This window comes from Kitasatospora cheerisanensis KCTC 2395 (assembly GCF_000696185.1).
Lineage (GTDB): Bacteria > Actinomycetota > Actinomycetes > Streptomycetales > Streptomycetaceae > Kitasatospora > Kitasatospora cheerisanensis.
The window spans coordinates 4973371-4988882 of record NZ_KK853997.1 but is presented as its reverse complement, the minus strand read 5'-3'; the positions used below and the strand labels follow the sequence as shown (position 1 = coordinate 4988882).

Annotated in this window: 15 protein-coding genes; 11 read left to right on the top strand and 4 right to left on the bottom strand. The window is 73.8% G+C overall.

What is annotated here, in order from left to right; translation table 11 throughout:
• Positions 1–505 precede the first annotated feature (505 nt).
• The 6 genes from KCH_RS22720 to KCH_RS22700 all read left to right on the top strand — a co-directional run bounded on the left by KCH_RS22720 (position 506) and on the right by KCH_RS22700 (position 6807).
• The gene (locus KCH_RS22720) at positions 506–2746 is read left to right on the top strand and encodes a DEAD/DEAH box helicase (RefSeq protein ID WP_035865687.1); all 2241 of its coding nucleotides are present in this window, start codon (positions 506–508) and stop codon (positions 2744–2746) included.
• 197 nt (positions 2747–2943) lie between these two features.
• Positions 2944–3786 (top strand): alpha/beta fold hydrolase, encoded by an 843-nt coding sequence (locus tag KCH_RS22715; RefSeq protein WP_035865685.1) that lies wholly within the window; start codon positions 2944–2946, stop codon positions 3784–3786.
• Positions 3787–4214: 428 nt separating this feature from the next.
• Positions 4215–4358 carry a hypothetical protein gene (locus KCH_RS42650; protein ID WP_167574101.1) on the top strand — a complete coding sequence of 48 codons (144 nt, stop codon included), beginning with the start codon at positions 4215–4217 and terminating at the stop codon, positions 4356–4358.
• A gap of 248 nt (positions 4359–4606) precedes the next feature.
• Complete coding sequence (locus KCH_RS22710; protein ID WP_035865683.1) at positions 4607–5245, top strand: DUF6758 family protein; 639 nt, start codon at positions 4607–4609, stop codon at positions 5243–5245.
• A gap of 39 nt (positions 5246–5284) precedes the next feature.
• Positions 5285–6133 (top strand): PHP domain-containing protein, encoded by an 849-nt coding sequence (locus KCH_RS22705; RefSeq protein WP_035865680.1) that lies wholly within the window; start codon positions 5285–5287, stop codon positions 6131–6133.
• 62 nt (positions 6134–6195) lie between these two features.
• A complete protein-coding gene (locus KCH_RS22700; protein WP_035873289.1) occupies positions 6196–6807 on the top strand; it encodes a MarC family protein in 612 nt (203 codons plus the stop codon).
• Positions 6808–6814: 7 nt separating this feature from the next.
• Here KCH_RS22700 and KCH_RS22695 read toward each other — a convergent pair whose 3' ends face one another.
• Complete coding sequence (locus KCH_RS22695) at positions 6815–7471, bottom strand: suppressor of fused domain protein (protein WP_084223867.1); 657 nt, start codon at positions 7469–7471, stop codon at positions 6815–6817.
• 440 nt (positions 7472–7911) lie between these two features.
• Between KCH_RS22695 and corA the strand changes: the two genes are divergently transcribed.
• On the top strand, positions 7912–9027 hold the full coding sequence (gene corA, locus KCH_RS22690) for a magnesium/cobalt transporter CorA (RefSeq protein ID WP_035865677.1): 1116 nt from the start codon (positions 7912–7914) through the stop codon (positions 9025–9027).
• A gap of 60 nt (positions 9028–9087) precedes the next feature.
• Here corA and KCH_RS22685 read toward each other — a convergent pair whose 3' ends face one another.
• Positions 9088–9966 (bottom strand): DMT family transporter, encoded by an 879-nt coding sequence (locus KCH_RS22685; protein WP_051653357.1) that lies wholly within the window; start codon positions 9964–9966, stop codon positions 9088–9090.
• Positions 9967–10087: 121 nt separating this feature from the next.
• On the opposite strand from KCH_RS22685, the gene KCH_RS22680 reads away from it, so the two are divergent.
• The 4 genes from KCH_RS22680 to KCH_RS22665 all read left to right on the top strand — a co-directional run bounded on the left by KCH_RS22680 (position 10088) and on the right by KCH_RS22665 (position 14042).
• A complete protein-coding gene (locus KCH_RS22680; RefSeq protein ID WP_035865675.1) occupies positions 10088–10621 on the top strand; it encodes a pyridoxamine 5'-phosphate oxidase family protein in 534 nt (177 codons plus the stop codon).
• A gap of 301 nt (positions 10622–10922) precedes the next feature.
• Complete coding sequence (locus KCH_RS22675; protein WP_035865673.1) at positions 10923–12203, top strand: magnesium transporter MgtE N-terminal domain-containing protein; 1281 nt, start codon at positions 10923–10925, stop codon at positions 12201–12203.
• Entirely contained in the window at positions 12193–12825 is a 633-nt protein-coding gene (locus KCH_RS22670) for a DUF1003 domain-containing protein (protein ID WP_084223865.1), read from the top strand. The genes KCH_RS22675 and KCH_RS22670 overlap by 11 nt, the downstream gene beginning before the upstream one ends.
• Positions 12826–12881: 56 nt before the next feature.
• Positions 12882–14042, top strand: a complete 1161-nt coding sequence (locus KCH_RS22665; protein WP_035865669.1) for an Mrp/NBP35 family ATP-binding protein — start codon at positions 12882–12884, stop codon at positions 14040–14042.
• A 66-nt stretch (positions 14043–14108) separates the two neighbouring features.
• On the opposite strand, the gene KCH_RS22660 is transcribed toward KCH_RS22665, so the two are convergent.
• Both KCH_RS22660 and KCH_RS22655 read right to left on the bottom strand, forming a co-directional pair.
• Positions 14109–14762: a hypothetical protein gene (locus tag KCH_RS22660; protein ID WP_035865667.1), complete on the bottom strand. Its 654-nt coding sequence runs from the start codon at positions 14760–14762 to the stop codon at positions 14109–14111.
• A 223-nt stretch (positions 14763–14985) separates the two neighbouring features.
• On the bottom strand, positions 14986–15408 hold the full coding sequence (locus KCH_RS22655; RefSeq protein WP_035865663.1) for a sec-independent translocase: 423 nt from the start codon (positions 15406–15408) through the stop codon (positions 14986–14988).
• Positions 15409–15512: the final 104 nt, after the last annotated feature.

Genomic DNA, 15512 nt, shown 5'->3' with positions numbered 1-15512 from the left:
TATTCGCCGTCACGTGTTCGAGTCGTCGCTTGACTGTATGGTAGGTAGCGAGGCCAGGTGTGAACCCGCGCGGCCCGTCCGCTTCGTCGGCAGGCCGCGCAGTCGTACCCGGTGGCGTTTCCGCCCCCGGTGCACCGCACCCGGCGCTCACGTACGCGGATGCCCGGTCGGAGACCCGATCGGCTCCGACCTGGCCCGAGCCTCGGGCCCAGGCACCGCATCAGGCCGAGCGAGGGCCGCCGCGGACCGCGCCTCGACGCGCCGGGCCGCACGACCCCGTAGAACGGGACGCCCTCCCCCGCGCCGCCCGCCCGACGCGCCCCTCACCGGGCAGCGCGGGCACGGCAGGACGCGCTCGAACTCGGCCCCTCCACACGGAAGAGGCAGCACCCTGTCCACCACCGCCGAACCCATCAAGACGACCTTCCGGGACCTCGGGATCCTCCCGGAGACCGCCGAGGCCCTGGAGGCCGTCGGCATCGTCCACCCCTTCCCGATCCAGGAGATGACCCTGCCGGTCGCGCTGACCGGCCACGACGTCATCGGCCAGGCCAAGACCGGCACCGGCAAGACCCTGGGCTTCGGACTCCCGCTGATCGAGCGCGTCGTGGTGAAGGCCGACGTCGCCGCCGGCCGGGCCACCGCCGAGCAGCTCACCGAGAGCCCGCAGGCGCTCATCGTGGTCCCCACCCGCGAGCTCTGCACCCAGGTCACCAACGACCTGCAGACCGCCGGCAAGGTCCGCAACGTCCGCGTGCTCGCGGTCTACGGCGGCCGCGCCTACGAGCCGCAGGTCGAGGCCCTGAAGAAGGGCGTCGACATCGTCGTCGGCACCCCCGGCCGCCTGCTCGACCTGGCCGGCCAGCGCAAGCTCGACCTGTCCAAGGTCCGCGCGCTGGTGCTGGACGAGGCCGACGAGATGCTCGACCTGGGCTTCCTGCCCGACGTCGAGAAGATCATCACGATGCTGCCCGCCAAGCGGCAGACCCTGCTGTTCTCCGCCACCATGCCTGGCCAGGTCATCTCGCTGGCCCGCCGGTACATGAGCCAGCCGACCCACATCCGGGCCGCCGCGCCGGACGACACCGGCACCACCGTCGCCAACATCGAGCAGCACATCTTCCGTGCGCACTCGCTCGACAAGGTCGAGATGGTCTCCCGGATCCTGCAGGCCGACGGCCGCGGACTCGCGATGATCTTCTGCCGCACCAAGCGCACCGCCGCCGACGTCGCCGACCAGCTCACCAAGCGCGGCTTCGCGGCCGGCGCCGTGCACGGCGACCTCGGCCAGGGCGCCCGCGAGCAGGCGCTGCGCGCCTTCCGCAACGGCAAGGTCGACGTCCTGGTCTGCACCGACGTCGCCGCCCGCGGCATCGACGTCGAGGGCGTCACGCACGTCATCAACTACCAGTGCACCGACGACGAGAAGACCTACCTGCACCGGATCGGCCGCACCGGCCGCGCCGGCGCCTCGGGCACCGCCGTCACCCTGGTCGACTGGGACGACATCCCGCGCTGGCAGCTCATCAACAAGGCGCTGGACCTGCCGTTCAACGACCCGGAGGAGACCTACTCGACCTCCCCGCACCTGTACGAGCTGCTCCGCATCGCGCCCGGCACCAAGGGCATCCTGCCCCGCTCCGAGCGCACCCGGGCCGGCCTGGCCGCCGAAGAGGTCGAGGACCTCGGCGAGACCGGCGGCCGCGGCCAGCGCGCGGGCCGCGGCACCGGCGCAGGCACCGGTGGCGGTGGCCGCGGCGGACGCGGCAGCGCCCCCGAGACGCCGGCTCCGGCCGAGCGTCCGCGCCGCAGCCGCGAGCGCCGTCGCACCCGTGGCGGCAGCTCCGTCGCCGGCACCGAGACCACGGCGACGCCCGCCGTGCCGGCCACCGAGCAGCAGCCGGCCGCGACCGCCCCGTCCGAGGGCCGCAGCTCGCGCCGTCGCAGCCGCAACCGCCGCTCCGCCGCGGCCGCTCCCGCCGTGGTCGAGGCGGCCGTGACCCCCGTGGTCGAGGCCCCCGTGGTCGAGGCCCCGGTCGTCGCCGAGCCCGCCGCCGAGGCGCCGGCCCGGACGCCGCGCAAGCGCACCCGCAAGGCTGCCGCGCCGGCCGCGGAGACGGTCGCCGAGGTCGTGGTGGAGACCGCCGAGCCGGTGGTCGAGGCTCCGGCGCCGCGCAAGCGGGCCGCCAAGAAGGCCGTCGCCGCCGAGACCGTGGTGGCCGAGGAGACCGCTCCGGCCCCGCGCAAGCGGGCCGCCAAGAAGGTCGCCGAGAAGGTCGCCGAGGCTCCGGCCGAGGAGGCCGCGGCCCCCGCACCGCGCAAGCGGACGACCAAGAAGGCCGTCGCCGCGGTCGAGGCCCCCGCCGCCGAGGAGACCGCTCCGGCTCCCCGCAAGCGGGCCGTGAAGAAGGCCGTCGCCGCGGTCGAGACCCCGGCGGAGGAGATCCCGGCGCCGCGCAAGCGGGTCGCCAAGAAGGCCGTCGCCGCCGAGACCGTGGTGGCCGAGGAGACCGCTCCGGCCCCGCGCAAGCGGGCCGCCAAGAAGGTCGCCGAGGCTCCGGCCGAGGAGGCCGCGGCCCCCGCCCCGCGCAAGCGGGCGACCAAGAAGGCCGTCGCCGCCGAGACAGTGGTGGCCGAGGAGACCGCTCCGGCTCCGCGCAAGCGGGCCGCCAAGAAGGTCGCCGCCCCGATCGCGGCCGAGGAGATCCCGGCCCCGCGCCGGACCCGCAAGACCGTCGAGCAGTAACCGCACCGCCTCACCCGCCGGGGAGGGCCCGACCGCACCAGGTCGGCCCTCCCCGGCGGCGTTTCCCGGGCGGACGCGGCGGCCCGCTCGCCGCCGGGGCGCTCCGGCGTTTCCGCTGCTCCCCCGGGTGGTGGCCGGTGCGGTGCTGCGTAGGGTGGCCACGGGTTGTCGGGTGAGCTGCCGGGAGGCACGGAGACATGAGTACGCCGCCGTTCTTGAAGCTGCCGGGGTGTGTGCGGGCGGTCCGGCTGGCGGGGCTGGCCGCGCTGCGCGGGGAGCCGGCCGGGCCGGTGCGGGGGACGGCGCTGCTGGTGCCGGGGTTCACCGGGAGCAAGGAGGACTTCATCGCGCTGCTGGAGCCGCTGGCCGAGGCCGGGTTCCGGACGGTCGCGGTGGACCAGCGCGGCCAGTACGAGTCCGGCGGGCCGGCCGACCCGGAGGCGTACTCGGTGCGGGCGCTGGGGGCGGACGTGCGGGCGCTGTCGGCGGAGCTGGGGGCGGACGGGCCGCTGCACCTGCTGGGGCATTCGTTCGGCGGCCAGGTGGTGCGGGAGGCGGTGCTGTCGGCGTCCGGCGACCTGCCGTGGGAGTCGCTGACGCTGCTGTCGACGGGGCCGGGGGCGATCGATCCGGCGGAGGCGGCGCGCACGGAGCTGCTGCTGAGCGCGCTGGAGTCGATGGACCTGGAGTCGATCTGGCAGGTGATGCAGCAGATGGAGGGCGAGAAGGTGCCGCCGCTCGCCCCGGAGATCGCGGAGTTCCTGCACCGCCGCTGGGTGGCGAACCGGCCGCAGGCGCTGCGGGCGATGGCCGCGCACCTGGTGGCGGCCCCGGACCGGGTGGACGAGCTGGCGGCGGTCGGCCTGCGCACCCTGGTGATGTCCGGGGAGCGGGACTACGCCTGGCCGGTGCCCGAACAGTCGCTGATGGCGGAGCGGCTGGGCGCGCTGCGGACGGTGGTGGCGGGCGCGGGCCATTCGCCGAACGCGGAGCGTCCGGCGGAGACGGCGGCGGCGCTGGCCGCGTTCTGGTCGGCGTAGCGCGGCGCGGCGCGGGGCAGGTCGTTTTCCCGGCGGATCCGGGCCACTCGCAGGCTTCCTGACGGTTGATCAGAAGTCGGCCCCGGTTTTCGCGCGACAAGGATCGTTAGCTCGGGTAATATTTGACTCAGTCCGGAATCAGAACCCTACGACGGCCGCACCCTCCTCCGGCCGTCGAAATGACGGATTTACCGGCGGGCAACCGCCGGGTAGCAGCGTCGCGGCACAGTGAGTCAACGAGGCATCGTCGCCTCGCTCCGGTGCCGCACCGTGAGTGCCGCTGAAGAAGTCCTGCTTGAGAGTGGGGGGAGCGACGGGTGACTGCACCTGCCGGACGTCCGACCCAGCCAGCGTCGGCGGGCCATCGCCTGATGGCCGACCGCCGGCCGAGTCCGCCTCGTAGCCCGAGGACGGGAAGGGAGAGGCCCATGCGTTTCGAGATCCTTCGACTGGATCACGCCGGAGCGGAGACCGATCGGCTGATCGCCGATGCGGAGACCGTCTCCGAGTACCTGAAGACCGCCGCGCAAACCGGCGAACGTCTTTACATCCGGCCGTGCAAGGCCGTGTGACCGAACGCGGACGAGCCGCCGAGCCGTCCGACGTTCCGATACCCGGCTGACGCCCCGTCACCGCAGGAGACCCCTGGGACGACGGGGCGTCAGTGTGTTCGGGGGCCGCGACCTGCGGGGGTTTGACGCCGCGCCGCCCGGGACATCTACCCTGCCGGACCCGGGTCGTCGCCGGGGCGGCTCGCGACGCACCACTTACGGGTGATCGTCCTTGACGCAGCACTCCGGAGGGAGGACCGTTGTCGCTTATGAGGGGCGAGCCGAGCTGTCCGAGGTGCGCCGGTCGGGTCCGCGCCCCCGGCCTCTTCTCCGACACCTGGCAGTGCGACCGCCACGGTGCGGTGCACCCGATGCAGCCGGTGCTGCCGCCCAGCGTCGAGGCGTTGAACGTCGCCGTGAACCGCTCCCAGGTGCCGGTCTGGATGCCCTGGCCGCTGCCGGTCGGCTGGCTGTTCACCGGGATCGCGCACGCCGGTGACGACCTGTCGGGGGCCCGCGCCACCGCCGTCGCCTGCTCGGGGCCGGCCCCGCTCGGCGGGTTCGGCGAACTGGTGCTGGTGGCCGAGGAGTTGGGCATCGGCCTGGGCGCCCGCTACGCGGGGCTGGACGGGCCGGACCCGGGCGACTCGGTGGCGCTGTACAAGCCGGCCGACGCCAAGCTGATGGCGGCGGGCCGGCCGACCCCGATGTTCCACGTGCCGGGCGCGCCGGACGACCGGGCGGTGTACGTCGGCGAGGCGCGCGGCCTGTGGCTGTGGGCGATCGCCTGGCCCGAGCAGTCGGCGCTGCTGATGCACGACGAGCTGGTGCTCACCGACCTGCGGGACGCGGGCGCCGAACTCGGCCTGCTGCCCTGCGGGGCGCTCACCCCGCGACTTCTCGGCTGACCCGCTCCCGCCCCCGGGCGGCTCCCTATCCTGGGCGGCATGCGTATCGATCTGCACGCCCACAGCAATGCCTCGGACGGCACCGACTCCCCCGCCGAACTGGTCGCCAACGCGGTGGCCGCGGGGCTGGACGTGGTGGCGCTGACCGACCACGACACCGTCGCGGGGTACGGCGCGGCGACGGCCGCGCTGGCCGGGACGGGCCTGACCCTGGTGCCGGGCGCCGAACTGTCCTGCCAGGTGGGCGGGATCAGCATGCACCTGCTGGCGTACCTGTTCGACCCGGCGGAGTCGGAGTTCGCGGCCGAACGGGAGCTGGTCCGCACCGACCGGTTCCGGCGCGGGCGGGCGATCGTGGAGCGCTGCCGGGAGCTGGGCGCGCCGATCAGCTGGGAGCAGGTGCAGCGGATCGCCGGGGACGGCTCGGTGGGCCGGCCGCACATCGCGTCCGCGCTGGTGGAGGCCGGCGTGGTGGCGACCGTCTCGGACGCGTTCACCCGCGAGTGGCTGGCCAACGGCGGCCGGGCGGACGTCCGCAAGCACGAGACCGACCCGGCAGTGGCGGTCCGGCTGGTGCGGGCGGCGGGCGGCGTACCGGTGTTCGCGCACCCGGGGGCGGACAAGCGCGGCCGGACGGTGTCGGACCAGGTGATCGCCGACCTGGCGGCCGCCGGGCTGGCCGGCCTGGAGGTCGACCACACCGACCACGACGAGCCCACCCGGGCCCGACTGCGCGGCCTGGCGGACGAGTTGGGGCTGCTGGTGACGGGCTCCAGCGACTACCACGGCAGCCGCAAGACCGTCCGGCTGGGCGAGTTCACCACCGATCCGGCGGTGTACGAGGCGCTGGTGGCGCAGGCGACGGGGGCGAAGCCGATCACCGGGTGACGCCCCGGCGCGCCCACCGCGCACCGGCGTCCGGAACGCGCAGAATGCCCGGTATGGGCGGTGTGATCGACGGCAAGGTCTTCGGATCGCTGTTCGTCACGCTGTTCGTGATCATGGATCCGCCGGGCACCATCCCGATCTTCCTGGCCCTCACCTCCGGCCGGGCGCACCGGGTGCAGCGGCGGATGGCCTGGCAGGCCGCGCTGGTGGCGCTCGGGGTGATCACCTGCTTCGGGCTGTTCGGGCAGCAGATCCTCGGCTACCTGCACGTGACGATCCCGGCGCTGCAGATCTCCGGCGGGATCCTGCTGCTGCTGATCGCGCTGGACCTGCTGACCGGCCGGATCGAGGAGCCCACCCAGACCAAGGACGTCAACGTCGCCCTCGTCCCGCTGGGCACCCCGCTGCTGGCCGGGCCGGGCGCGATCGTCGCGGTGATCCTCGGCGTGCAGCAGGCCCACGGCTCCGCGCAGTACGTGGCGGTGTGGTCGGCGATCGTGGCGATGCACGCGGTGCTCTGGCTGACCATGCGGTTCTCGCTGGTGATCATCCGGGTGATCAAGGAGGGCGGCGTGGTGCTGATCACCCGGCTGTCCGGCCTGCTGCTGTCGGCGATCGCGGTGCAACTGGTGGCCAGCGGGGTGTTCGGCTTCATCGACGCCCACCCGGCCTGACGGGCGGTCAGTCCAGCGGGACGCCGCGGCGGTTCGGGTCGCGCAGGTCGGTGCCGTGCTGCAGCCAGCGCTCCTCCAGCGCGGCCGCGCCCTGGACGCGCTTGAACGCGGCCTCGTTGGGCGTCATCGGCAGCAGCGGCAGGAAGCGCACCGCCTCGGCGGGCGCCGGGAGTTCGAGGTCCTCGACCAGGCCGCCGGGCTCGGCGGCCAGCACCGAGGTGAACGGGGCGCCGGTCCACAGCGGCGAGCCCAGGTCGAGCGAGCCGCCCGGGGCCACCACCAGGCCCTCCACCTGCGGGCTGGCGGCGAACACCACCAGCGCGCGGTGCACCTCGTCGCGCCCGCCGCGCACGGTGAGCACCAGTTCGGCGCGCGGGCCGCGCACCGGGTCGGCGACCGGCGTGGACGGGTCGGCCATCGGGGCCGCCGACATGCCGAGCGTCGCGTACCGGACCAGGCCCTCGGCGTCGGGGCCGAAGCGCAGCACCTCGATCCGGTCCGCGCCGACGAAGGTGACCGCGGCCCGGCCGGAGGGCTCGCCGAAGGTGCTGGTCAGCCGGGCCTCGACGGCGGCCAGGACGGCCTGCCGGGTCGGGCCGGCACCGTGGCCGGGGGCGGCGTCGGGATCGGAGAAGTCGCCGAAGAGCGGGAAGTCGTGCGCCATGCCGCGACCTTAGCGCGCGCGGCGGCGGGCAAGCCTTGGCGCGACCTTTACCCGCCCGACGGCGAACTCCGGGGCCCGGCACGGGGAAGAGCTGTTAATGTGAGCGGTCGGCCTTGTGAATACGAACCAGGGCCGCGACGGCCCCCGCGCGGGCCCCGGCGTGGAGGAGGTGGTCACGATGGACAGCAGTCGACCATGCAGTACCGGCAGCTCTCTCCGGCCCACCCCGATCCGCCGCTCGCACGGCTGACCCGGGCCCGTGCGCAGCGTGGCGTCCGGCCGAGAGAGCACCTTCCCCGGGGTCGAGCCGTCGAAACCCGCCCAGCGAACGGCTTTCTGACGCACCGTCGGCCCCGGCGTGTCCACCGGTGTTTTCCGCCGTCGTGCCGTCCCTGCCTGCCCAGGGGTGCGCGCCGGTCCGGCCCAAGGGAGTCCGCGCCATGTCGATGATCAACAACCTGCGCGCCGCCGTCGTCCGCCAGCCCCGCCGCCGGGACGGCGGCGATCTCGGACTGAACCCCGGCGCCACCCCGTCCGCGGTGGTGGACTGCGCCGTCTACCAGCAGGGCAAGCGCATCGGCGAGACGTGCAGCCCGCGGGAGGCCGCCCGCCAGGTCAAGGCCGCGCACCAGAGCGGACCCGGCTCGTTCAGCTGGATCGGCCTGCACGAGCCCACCGAGGCCGAGTTCGAGGGCATCGCGCAGCGCTTCGGCCTCCACCCGCTGGCCGTGGAGGACGCGGTGCACGCGCACCAGCGCCCCAAGGTCGAGCGGTACGACAACATGCTCTTCGCGGTCTTCAAGACCGTCCGCTACATCGAGCACGAGCAGCTCACCCCGACCAGCGAGGTGGTCGAGACCGGCGAGCTGATGGTGTTCGCCGGACCGGACTTCGTGATCACCGTCCGGCACGGCGCGCACTCCTCGCTGCGCGCCCTCCGGCTCCGGCTGGAGGCCGACGCCGAAGGCACCGGCCTGCTCGCCAAGGGCCCCGCGGCCGTCCTGCACGCCATCGCCGACCACGTGGTGGACAACTACCTGCTGGTCGCCGAGCGCCTCCAGACCGACGTCGACGAGATCGAGTACGGCGTGTTCGCCAACCGCGGCGGCAGCGGCGCCGACGTCGGCCGGGTCTACCAGCTCAAGCGCGAGGTGCTGGAGTTCAAGCGCGCCGTCACCCCGCTGCTGCGCCCGATGCTTCAGCTGTCCGAGCCGGTCGCCCGGCTGGTCGACCCGGAGATGCAGAAGTACTTCCGCGACGTCGCCGACCACCTCGCCCGGGTCAGCGAGCAGGTGCAGGGCTTCGACGAACTGCTCAACTCGCTCCTCCAGGCCAACCTGGCGCAGGTCTCCGTCGCCCAGAACGAGGACATGCGCAAGATCACCGCGTGGGCGGCCATCTTCGCCGTCCCCACCATGATCACCGGCGTGTACGGCATGAACTTCGAACACATGCCGGAGCTCCGGTGGACGTACGGCTACCCGACCGTGCTCGGCGTGATCGCCCTGATCTGCGTCGGCATGTACCGGGGCTTCCGCCGCAACGGCTGGCTGTAGGGGCCGCGGCGGGGCGTCAGCGGCGCTCCGCCCGGGCCACCAGCACCAGGCCCAGCAGGATCACCCCGACCGCCGGGTAGGCGGCGGCCGGGGCCACTGGCCCAGCCACACCGCCGCGATCAGCGCCGCCCCCGGCGTCTCCAGCAGGATCGCGGTCGAGGTGATCGACGGGCCCAGCGTGCGCACCACCCGGTTGCTCAGCGAGTGCCCGAGCAGCTGCGCCGACACCATCAGCAGGAAGATCTGCCACCACGCCCCGGCCGGCCAGCCCGCCAGCCGGGTGCCCGTCAGCAGGCACGCCGCCAGCAGCGCCACCGCGCACGTCGCGTAGCAGACCAGCGTGTACGCGGTGGTCGACACGGTGCGCCGCACCTCCGCGCCCAGCAGCATGTACCCGGCCGCGGCAGCGCCGGCCGCCAGCGCCAGCCCGTCCCCGAGCAGCGCCCGCGGCGACATCGACAGGTCCACGCCGGTCAGCACCAGCACACCCGCGAACGCCAACCCCACGCCCAGCCACACCAGTCGCGGCGCGCGCACCCCGAACAGCCGCATCAGCACGATCGCCCACAGCGGAGTGGTCGTCACCAGCGCCGTCGCGGACGCCACCGAGGTCATTCGCAGGCTCGGCATCCACAGCGCGAAGTGCAGCGCCAGCAGCACGCCCGCCGCCATCGCCAGGACCAGCGACCGCCGCGAGATCCCGCGCAGCTCGGCCCGGTGCCGCCACAGCGCGTACGGGCCGAGCACCGCCACCGACATGCTGTTGCGCCAGAACGCGATCGCCAGCGCCGGCGCGGCCGTCGCGCTGATCAGCGGCGCGGACAGCGAGATGCCCGCGATCGACACCGCCAGCAGCAGCAGATCGGTGCGCGGCAACTGCCGCCGTTCCTCGACCGCCGCGGTCGCGGCGGCGGGGGCGGTGGTGGGGGCGGCGGACACGGCCTCTCCTCGGGCTCAGGACTGCTGACCGGGTACACGGTAAGGGCTGTCCGCACACCATGGCACTGTCGTCCCGGGGGACGGGACCGCCGCCGGACAGCCAGGCCGTACGCTGTCCGGCATGGAGCGTACGACGACTGGTAGCGCGGCAGACTTCCTCGACCGGGCCCTGGTGGAAGAGGCCGCCAAGAAGTCCGGCCTGCTCTGGGTCCGGCCCGCCGGACAGTCGCCCGCCCGCCCGCTCTGGCACGCCTGGCACGACGGCGCCGTGGTCGTCGTCGGCGACGGCGCCGAGCAGCCCCTGCACGGCCTCGCCGCCGGCACCACCGCGACCCTCACCCTCCGCAGCAAGGACAAGGGCGGCCGCCTGGTCGCCTTCCCCGCCACCGTCACCGCCGTCACCCCCGGCACCCCCGCCTGGGACGGCGCCGTCGACGAGCTCAAGGGCAAGCGCCTCAACGCCCCCGACACCGACACCATCGGCGACCGCTGGGCCCGCGAGTCCCGCATCCTCCGCCTCGAACCGGCCGGCGACCCCGCTCCCCACCCCACCGACTCGCTCGCCGCCGCCCCGCTCCCCACCCCGGCCACCACCCGCCGCCCCGTCCCGGCCGGCCTCCCCAAGCTGCTCTTCAAGAAGAAGCGCAGAGGCTGAACGCCAGGGGCACACCCCCGACAACCCGCCGCGCCCGCGCGGTGCGTCCGACCGCGACCCCTCCCCGGCCACCACCCGCCGACCCGTCGGCCGGCCTCACCAAGCCGCTCTTCAAGAAGAGGCGCAGAGGCTGAGCGCCAGGGGCACGCGGGGGCGCCTCCCGACCCGCTGGGGCTGAGGGAGAACGCGCGGCCCCCGGAAGAACCCGCCGCCCCGCCGCGCCCGCGCGGTGCGTCCGACCGCGACCTCTCCCCGGCTAGATTTGGGTGGTTATATCCCTTTCCCCCCGGGAGGACCTCGCATGGCCGGCCCAGGCAGCCGCGTGTTCATCTCCCATCTCTCCGGGGTCGCGGTCTTCGACCCGAACGGCGACCAGGTCGGCCGGGTCCGCGACGTCGTGGTCTCGTTGCGGCTGGGCGGCAGCCCGCCCAGGGTTCTCGGGCTGGTGGTGGAGGTGATCGGCCGCCGCCGGATCTTCCTGCCGATGACCCGGGTGACCAGCCTGGAGTCCGGACAGGTGCTCTCCACCGGCCTGCTGAACATGCGCCGGTTCGAGCAGCGCCCGTCGGAGACCCTGGTGCTGGCCGAGCTGCTCGACCGCACGGTCACCCGCACCAAGACCGCGGACGAGGTGACCGTGCTGGACGTCGCGATGGTGCAGACCCGGCTGCGCGAGTGGGAGATCGACAAGGTCTTCGTCCAGGTCGGCCGCCCGTCCCGGCTGCGCAAGGCGAAGGGCGAGCAGCTGCTGCTCGACTGGACGGCCGTCACCGGCTTCTCGCTCGCCGAGGAGGGCCAGGGCGCGGCCAGCCTGCTGGCCACCTTCGACCAGCTGCGCGCCGCCGACCTGGCGAACGTCATGCACCACCTGTCGGCGAAGCGCCGGGCGGAGGTCGCCGCGGCCCTGGACGACGACCGGCTCGCGGACGTGCTGGAGGAGCTGCCCGAGGACGACCAGGTGGAGATCATCGGCAAGCTGAAGGAGGAACGGGCCGCCGACATCCTGGAGACCATGGACCCGGACGACGCCGCCGACCTGCTCTCCGAGCTGCCCACCGAGGACGCCGAGCGGCTGCTGCGCCTGATGGAGCCCGCCGAGGCGGAGGAGATGCGGCGCCTGCTGTCGTACGAGGAGGACACCGCGGGCGGCCTGATGACCACCGAGCCGATCGTCCTGGAGCCGGACGCGTCGGTCGCCGAGGCGCTCGCCCGGGTGCGGATCTCCGACACCAAGCCGGCGCTGGCCGCGCAGGTGTACGTGTGCCGCCCGCCGAACGAGACCCCGACCGGCACCTACCTGGGCACCGTGCACTTCCAGCGGCTGCTGCGCGAACCCCCTTACACCCTGGTCGGCTCGATGGTGGACGACGACCTGGACCCGCTGCCGCCGGACACCCCGCTGCCGCTGATCACCTCCTACCTGGCCACCTACAACCTGGTGGCGGCGCCCGTGGTCGACGACGACGACCACCTGCTGGGCGCGGTCACCGTGGACGACGTGCTGGACCACCTGCTGCCGGACGACTGGCGCGAGGGCTCGGCGCACGACCTCCCGGCCGGCGAGGTGACGCATGGACAGTGACCGCAAGCGGCAGCGCGACTCGTCCGGCCAGCGGATCCAGGGCGAGCTGCGTCAGCTCCGCGAACTGCGCGAACTGCGGACGCGTGAGCAGCGCGGCCGCCGCGAGGAGCGTCCCGGCCAGTCCGGGGCGCCGTCCCGTTCGCGGCTCGACCAGCCGCGCACCGGCCGCCCGGGCCTGATCCACCTGCCGGCCTGGGATCCGGAGGCGTTCGGCAAGCTGTCGGAGCGGATCGCCCGGTTCCTGGGCACCGGCCGGTTCATCGTCTGGATGACGGTGGTGATCATCGCCTGGGTGGTGTGGAACACCCTGCTGCCGGCGTCCGTCCGCTTCGACGACTACCCGTTCATCTTCCTCACCCTGATGCTCTCCCTCCAAGCCTCGTACGCGGCCCCGCTGATCCTGCTCGCGCAGAACCGCCAGGACGACCGCGACCGCGTCAACATGGAGCAGGACCGGGCCCGCAGCGACCGCAACATCGCCGACACCGAGTACCTGACCCGCGAGGTCGCGTCCCTCCGGCAGGGGCTCGGGGAGGTCGCGACCCGGGACTTCATCCGCTCCGAACTGCAGTCGCTGCTCAAGGAGATCGACGAACGGCGGGAGCCCGCCGACACGTTGTGACCCGCGGCACGCTACCGGCGAGTCGGGGGCGGGGCGCAGCGCCGTACCATCAACACATGGCCAACGAGACAGAGGTGGCGGCCGGGGTGACGGAGCAGTCCGTCCGGGAAGCCCTGGCGACCGTCCACGACCCGGAGATCAACCGTCCGATCACCGAGATCGGCATGGTGAAGTCCGTCGAGATCGGCGACGGCGGCGCGGTGAAGGTCGCGGTGTACCTCACCGTCTCCGGCTGTCCGATGCGCGAGACGATCACCCAGCGGGTCACCGACGCGGTGTCCGCCGTTCCCGGTGTCACCGCCGTCTCCGTCGAGCTCGACGTGATGAGCGAGGAGCAGCGCCGCGAGCTGTCGCAGCTGCTGCGCGGCGGCGCGCCCGAGCGGGAGATCCCGTTCGCCAAGCCGGGCACCCTGACCCGGGTGTACGCGGTGGCGTCCGGCAAGGGCGGCGTCGGCAAGTCCTCGGTGACGGTCAACCTGGCGGCGGCGCTGGCCGCGGACGGCTTGAAGGTCGCCGTGGTGGACGCCGACATCTACGGCCACAGCGTGCCGCGCATGCTGGGCGTCGAGGGCCGGCCGACCCAGGTGCAGGACATGATCATGCCGCCGGCCGCGCACGGCGTGAAGGTCATCTCGATCGGCATGTTCACCCCGGGCAACGCGCCGGTGGTGTGGCGCGGCCCGATGCTGCACCGCGCGCTCCAGCAGTTCCTGGCCGACGTGTACTGGGGCGACCTGGACGTCCTGCTGCTCGACCTGCCGCCCGGCACCGGCGACATCGCGATCTCGGTCGCGCAGCTCGTCCCGAACGCCGAGATCCTGATCGTCACCACCCCGCAGATGGCCGCCGCCGAGGTCGCCGAGCGGGCCGGCACGATCGCGCTGCAGACCCACCAGAAGATCGTCGGCGTCATCGAGAACATGTCGGGCATGCCGTGCCCGCACTGCGACGAGATGATCGACGTCTTCGGCACCGGCGGCGGTCAGACCGTCGCGGACGCCCTGACCCGCACGGTCGGCGCGACCGTCCCGGTCCTCGGCTCCATCCCGATCGACGTCCGCCTCCGCGAGGGCGGCGACGACGGCCGCCCGGTCGTCCTCTCCAACCCCGACTCCCCCGCCGGCGCCGCGCTCCGCACCATCGCCGGCAAGCTCTCCGGCCGCCAGCGCGGCCTCTCGGGCCTCTCCCTGGGCCTGACCCCGAAGAACAAGTTCTGACGGTCCCTCAGCACCGCGAACGGCCCCGGGCGCTCCCGCCCGGGGCCGTTCGGCGTGGTGCGGCCGTCAGCGGCCGTTGTAGGCGTCGAGGTCGGGGACGGTGGTGAAGCCGATGCCGTAGGCGGAGACGGAGCGGCCGTAGGCGCCGATGAGGACGCCGGGGGCCTCGCCGGCGAGGACCCAGCCGTATTCGGACTCGCGGTAGCGGAAGGGCTGCGGGAGGCCGTTGACGGGGAGGGTGAGGGAGGACCAGGCGGGGCCTTCGAGGTCGTCGGCGAGGTCCCAGGCGAGCGCGGACTGCTGGTCGAGCCAGTGCTGGCGGAGGGTGCGGTCGAGGGTGCCCGGCCAGGTCGCGGCGAGCAGTCCGGCGCCGGCCAGCCAGGCCGCGGAGGACGCGGAGGTGGCTTCCAGGGTGCCGGTGTTGTCGGCGCTGCGGCGGACCTCGCGGCGGGCGACGGTGACCACCATCGCGAAGCGCCGGGTGTCCCGGGGCTCGGGTCCGCGGGCGGGTTCGTCGCCGTGGCCGAGGGTGCCGTAGTCGGGGGTGTCGGCCGCAGTGGCGCGCGGGTTCTGTCCGGTGCCGATCTGGCCGAGCCAGCGGCGGCCGGTCCAGCCCTCGTCCAGGCCGTACCAGGGGAAGTCGGCGGCGCGGTAGGCGGCGAGGGGGTCGGCGGGCCGGCGCGCGGCGGCGGGGTCTGCGGTCGTTTGCGTGGCGTCCACTGCGGGCCTCCTCGGCGTTGCTCCTGCCACGGGCGGGCTCCATGGTGGCGCACCGCGGCCCCTCCGTCCGGGAAACCGGGCCGGACACGGCCTGGCGTGACGGAGCGCACAGTGGCCCGCCGTCCGGTGGGGGAACCGGGGAGGTAGTGCACACGATAGCGGCGGGAACGGCGACGCCCCGCCTGCCGGGGGCGGGGCGTCCGGGTCGGGCGGGGCCCGTCGCTCAGGTGGCGTCCGGGTCGAACGGGGGACGCTCGCCGGCGGCGAGGGCCGGGCCCGCGTTCGCCGGGGCGGCCGGCTTGGAGAAGTCGACCGAGGCGGTCGGCGTCGGCGTCGGGCCGCCGTTCAGCGCGGACTTGAGGTCCACGCTGTCCTTGAGGTCCTTCAGCCCGAGCGGGTCCTCGCCGTCGCCGAGCAGCTGCTTGCGGACGAAGGTCTTCGGGTTGAGGTCCTCGAAGTCGAAGTTCTGGAACTCCGGCCCGAGTTCGCTGCGGATGTCCTCCTTCGCGCTGTCCGCGAAGGAGCGGATCTTGCGGACGAAGGCCATGGTGTCCTGGATCAGCTTCGGGAGCTTGTCCGGGCCGAAGATCACGATGGCCATGACGACGATCGTCACGACCTCCAGCCCGCCTATGTCTCCGAACACCTGAACTCCCAGCACCCGACAACGCTGAACCAAGGGTAAACGCGGGCGGCCGTTCCCCGGTCTCCGGCGGGTGAATCCGTGGTAAAGACCACCCGGGTGACCGG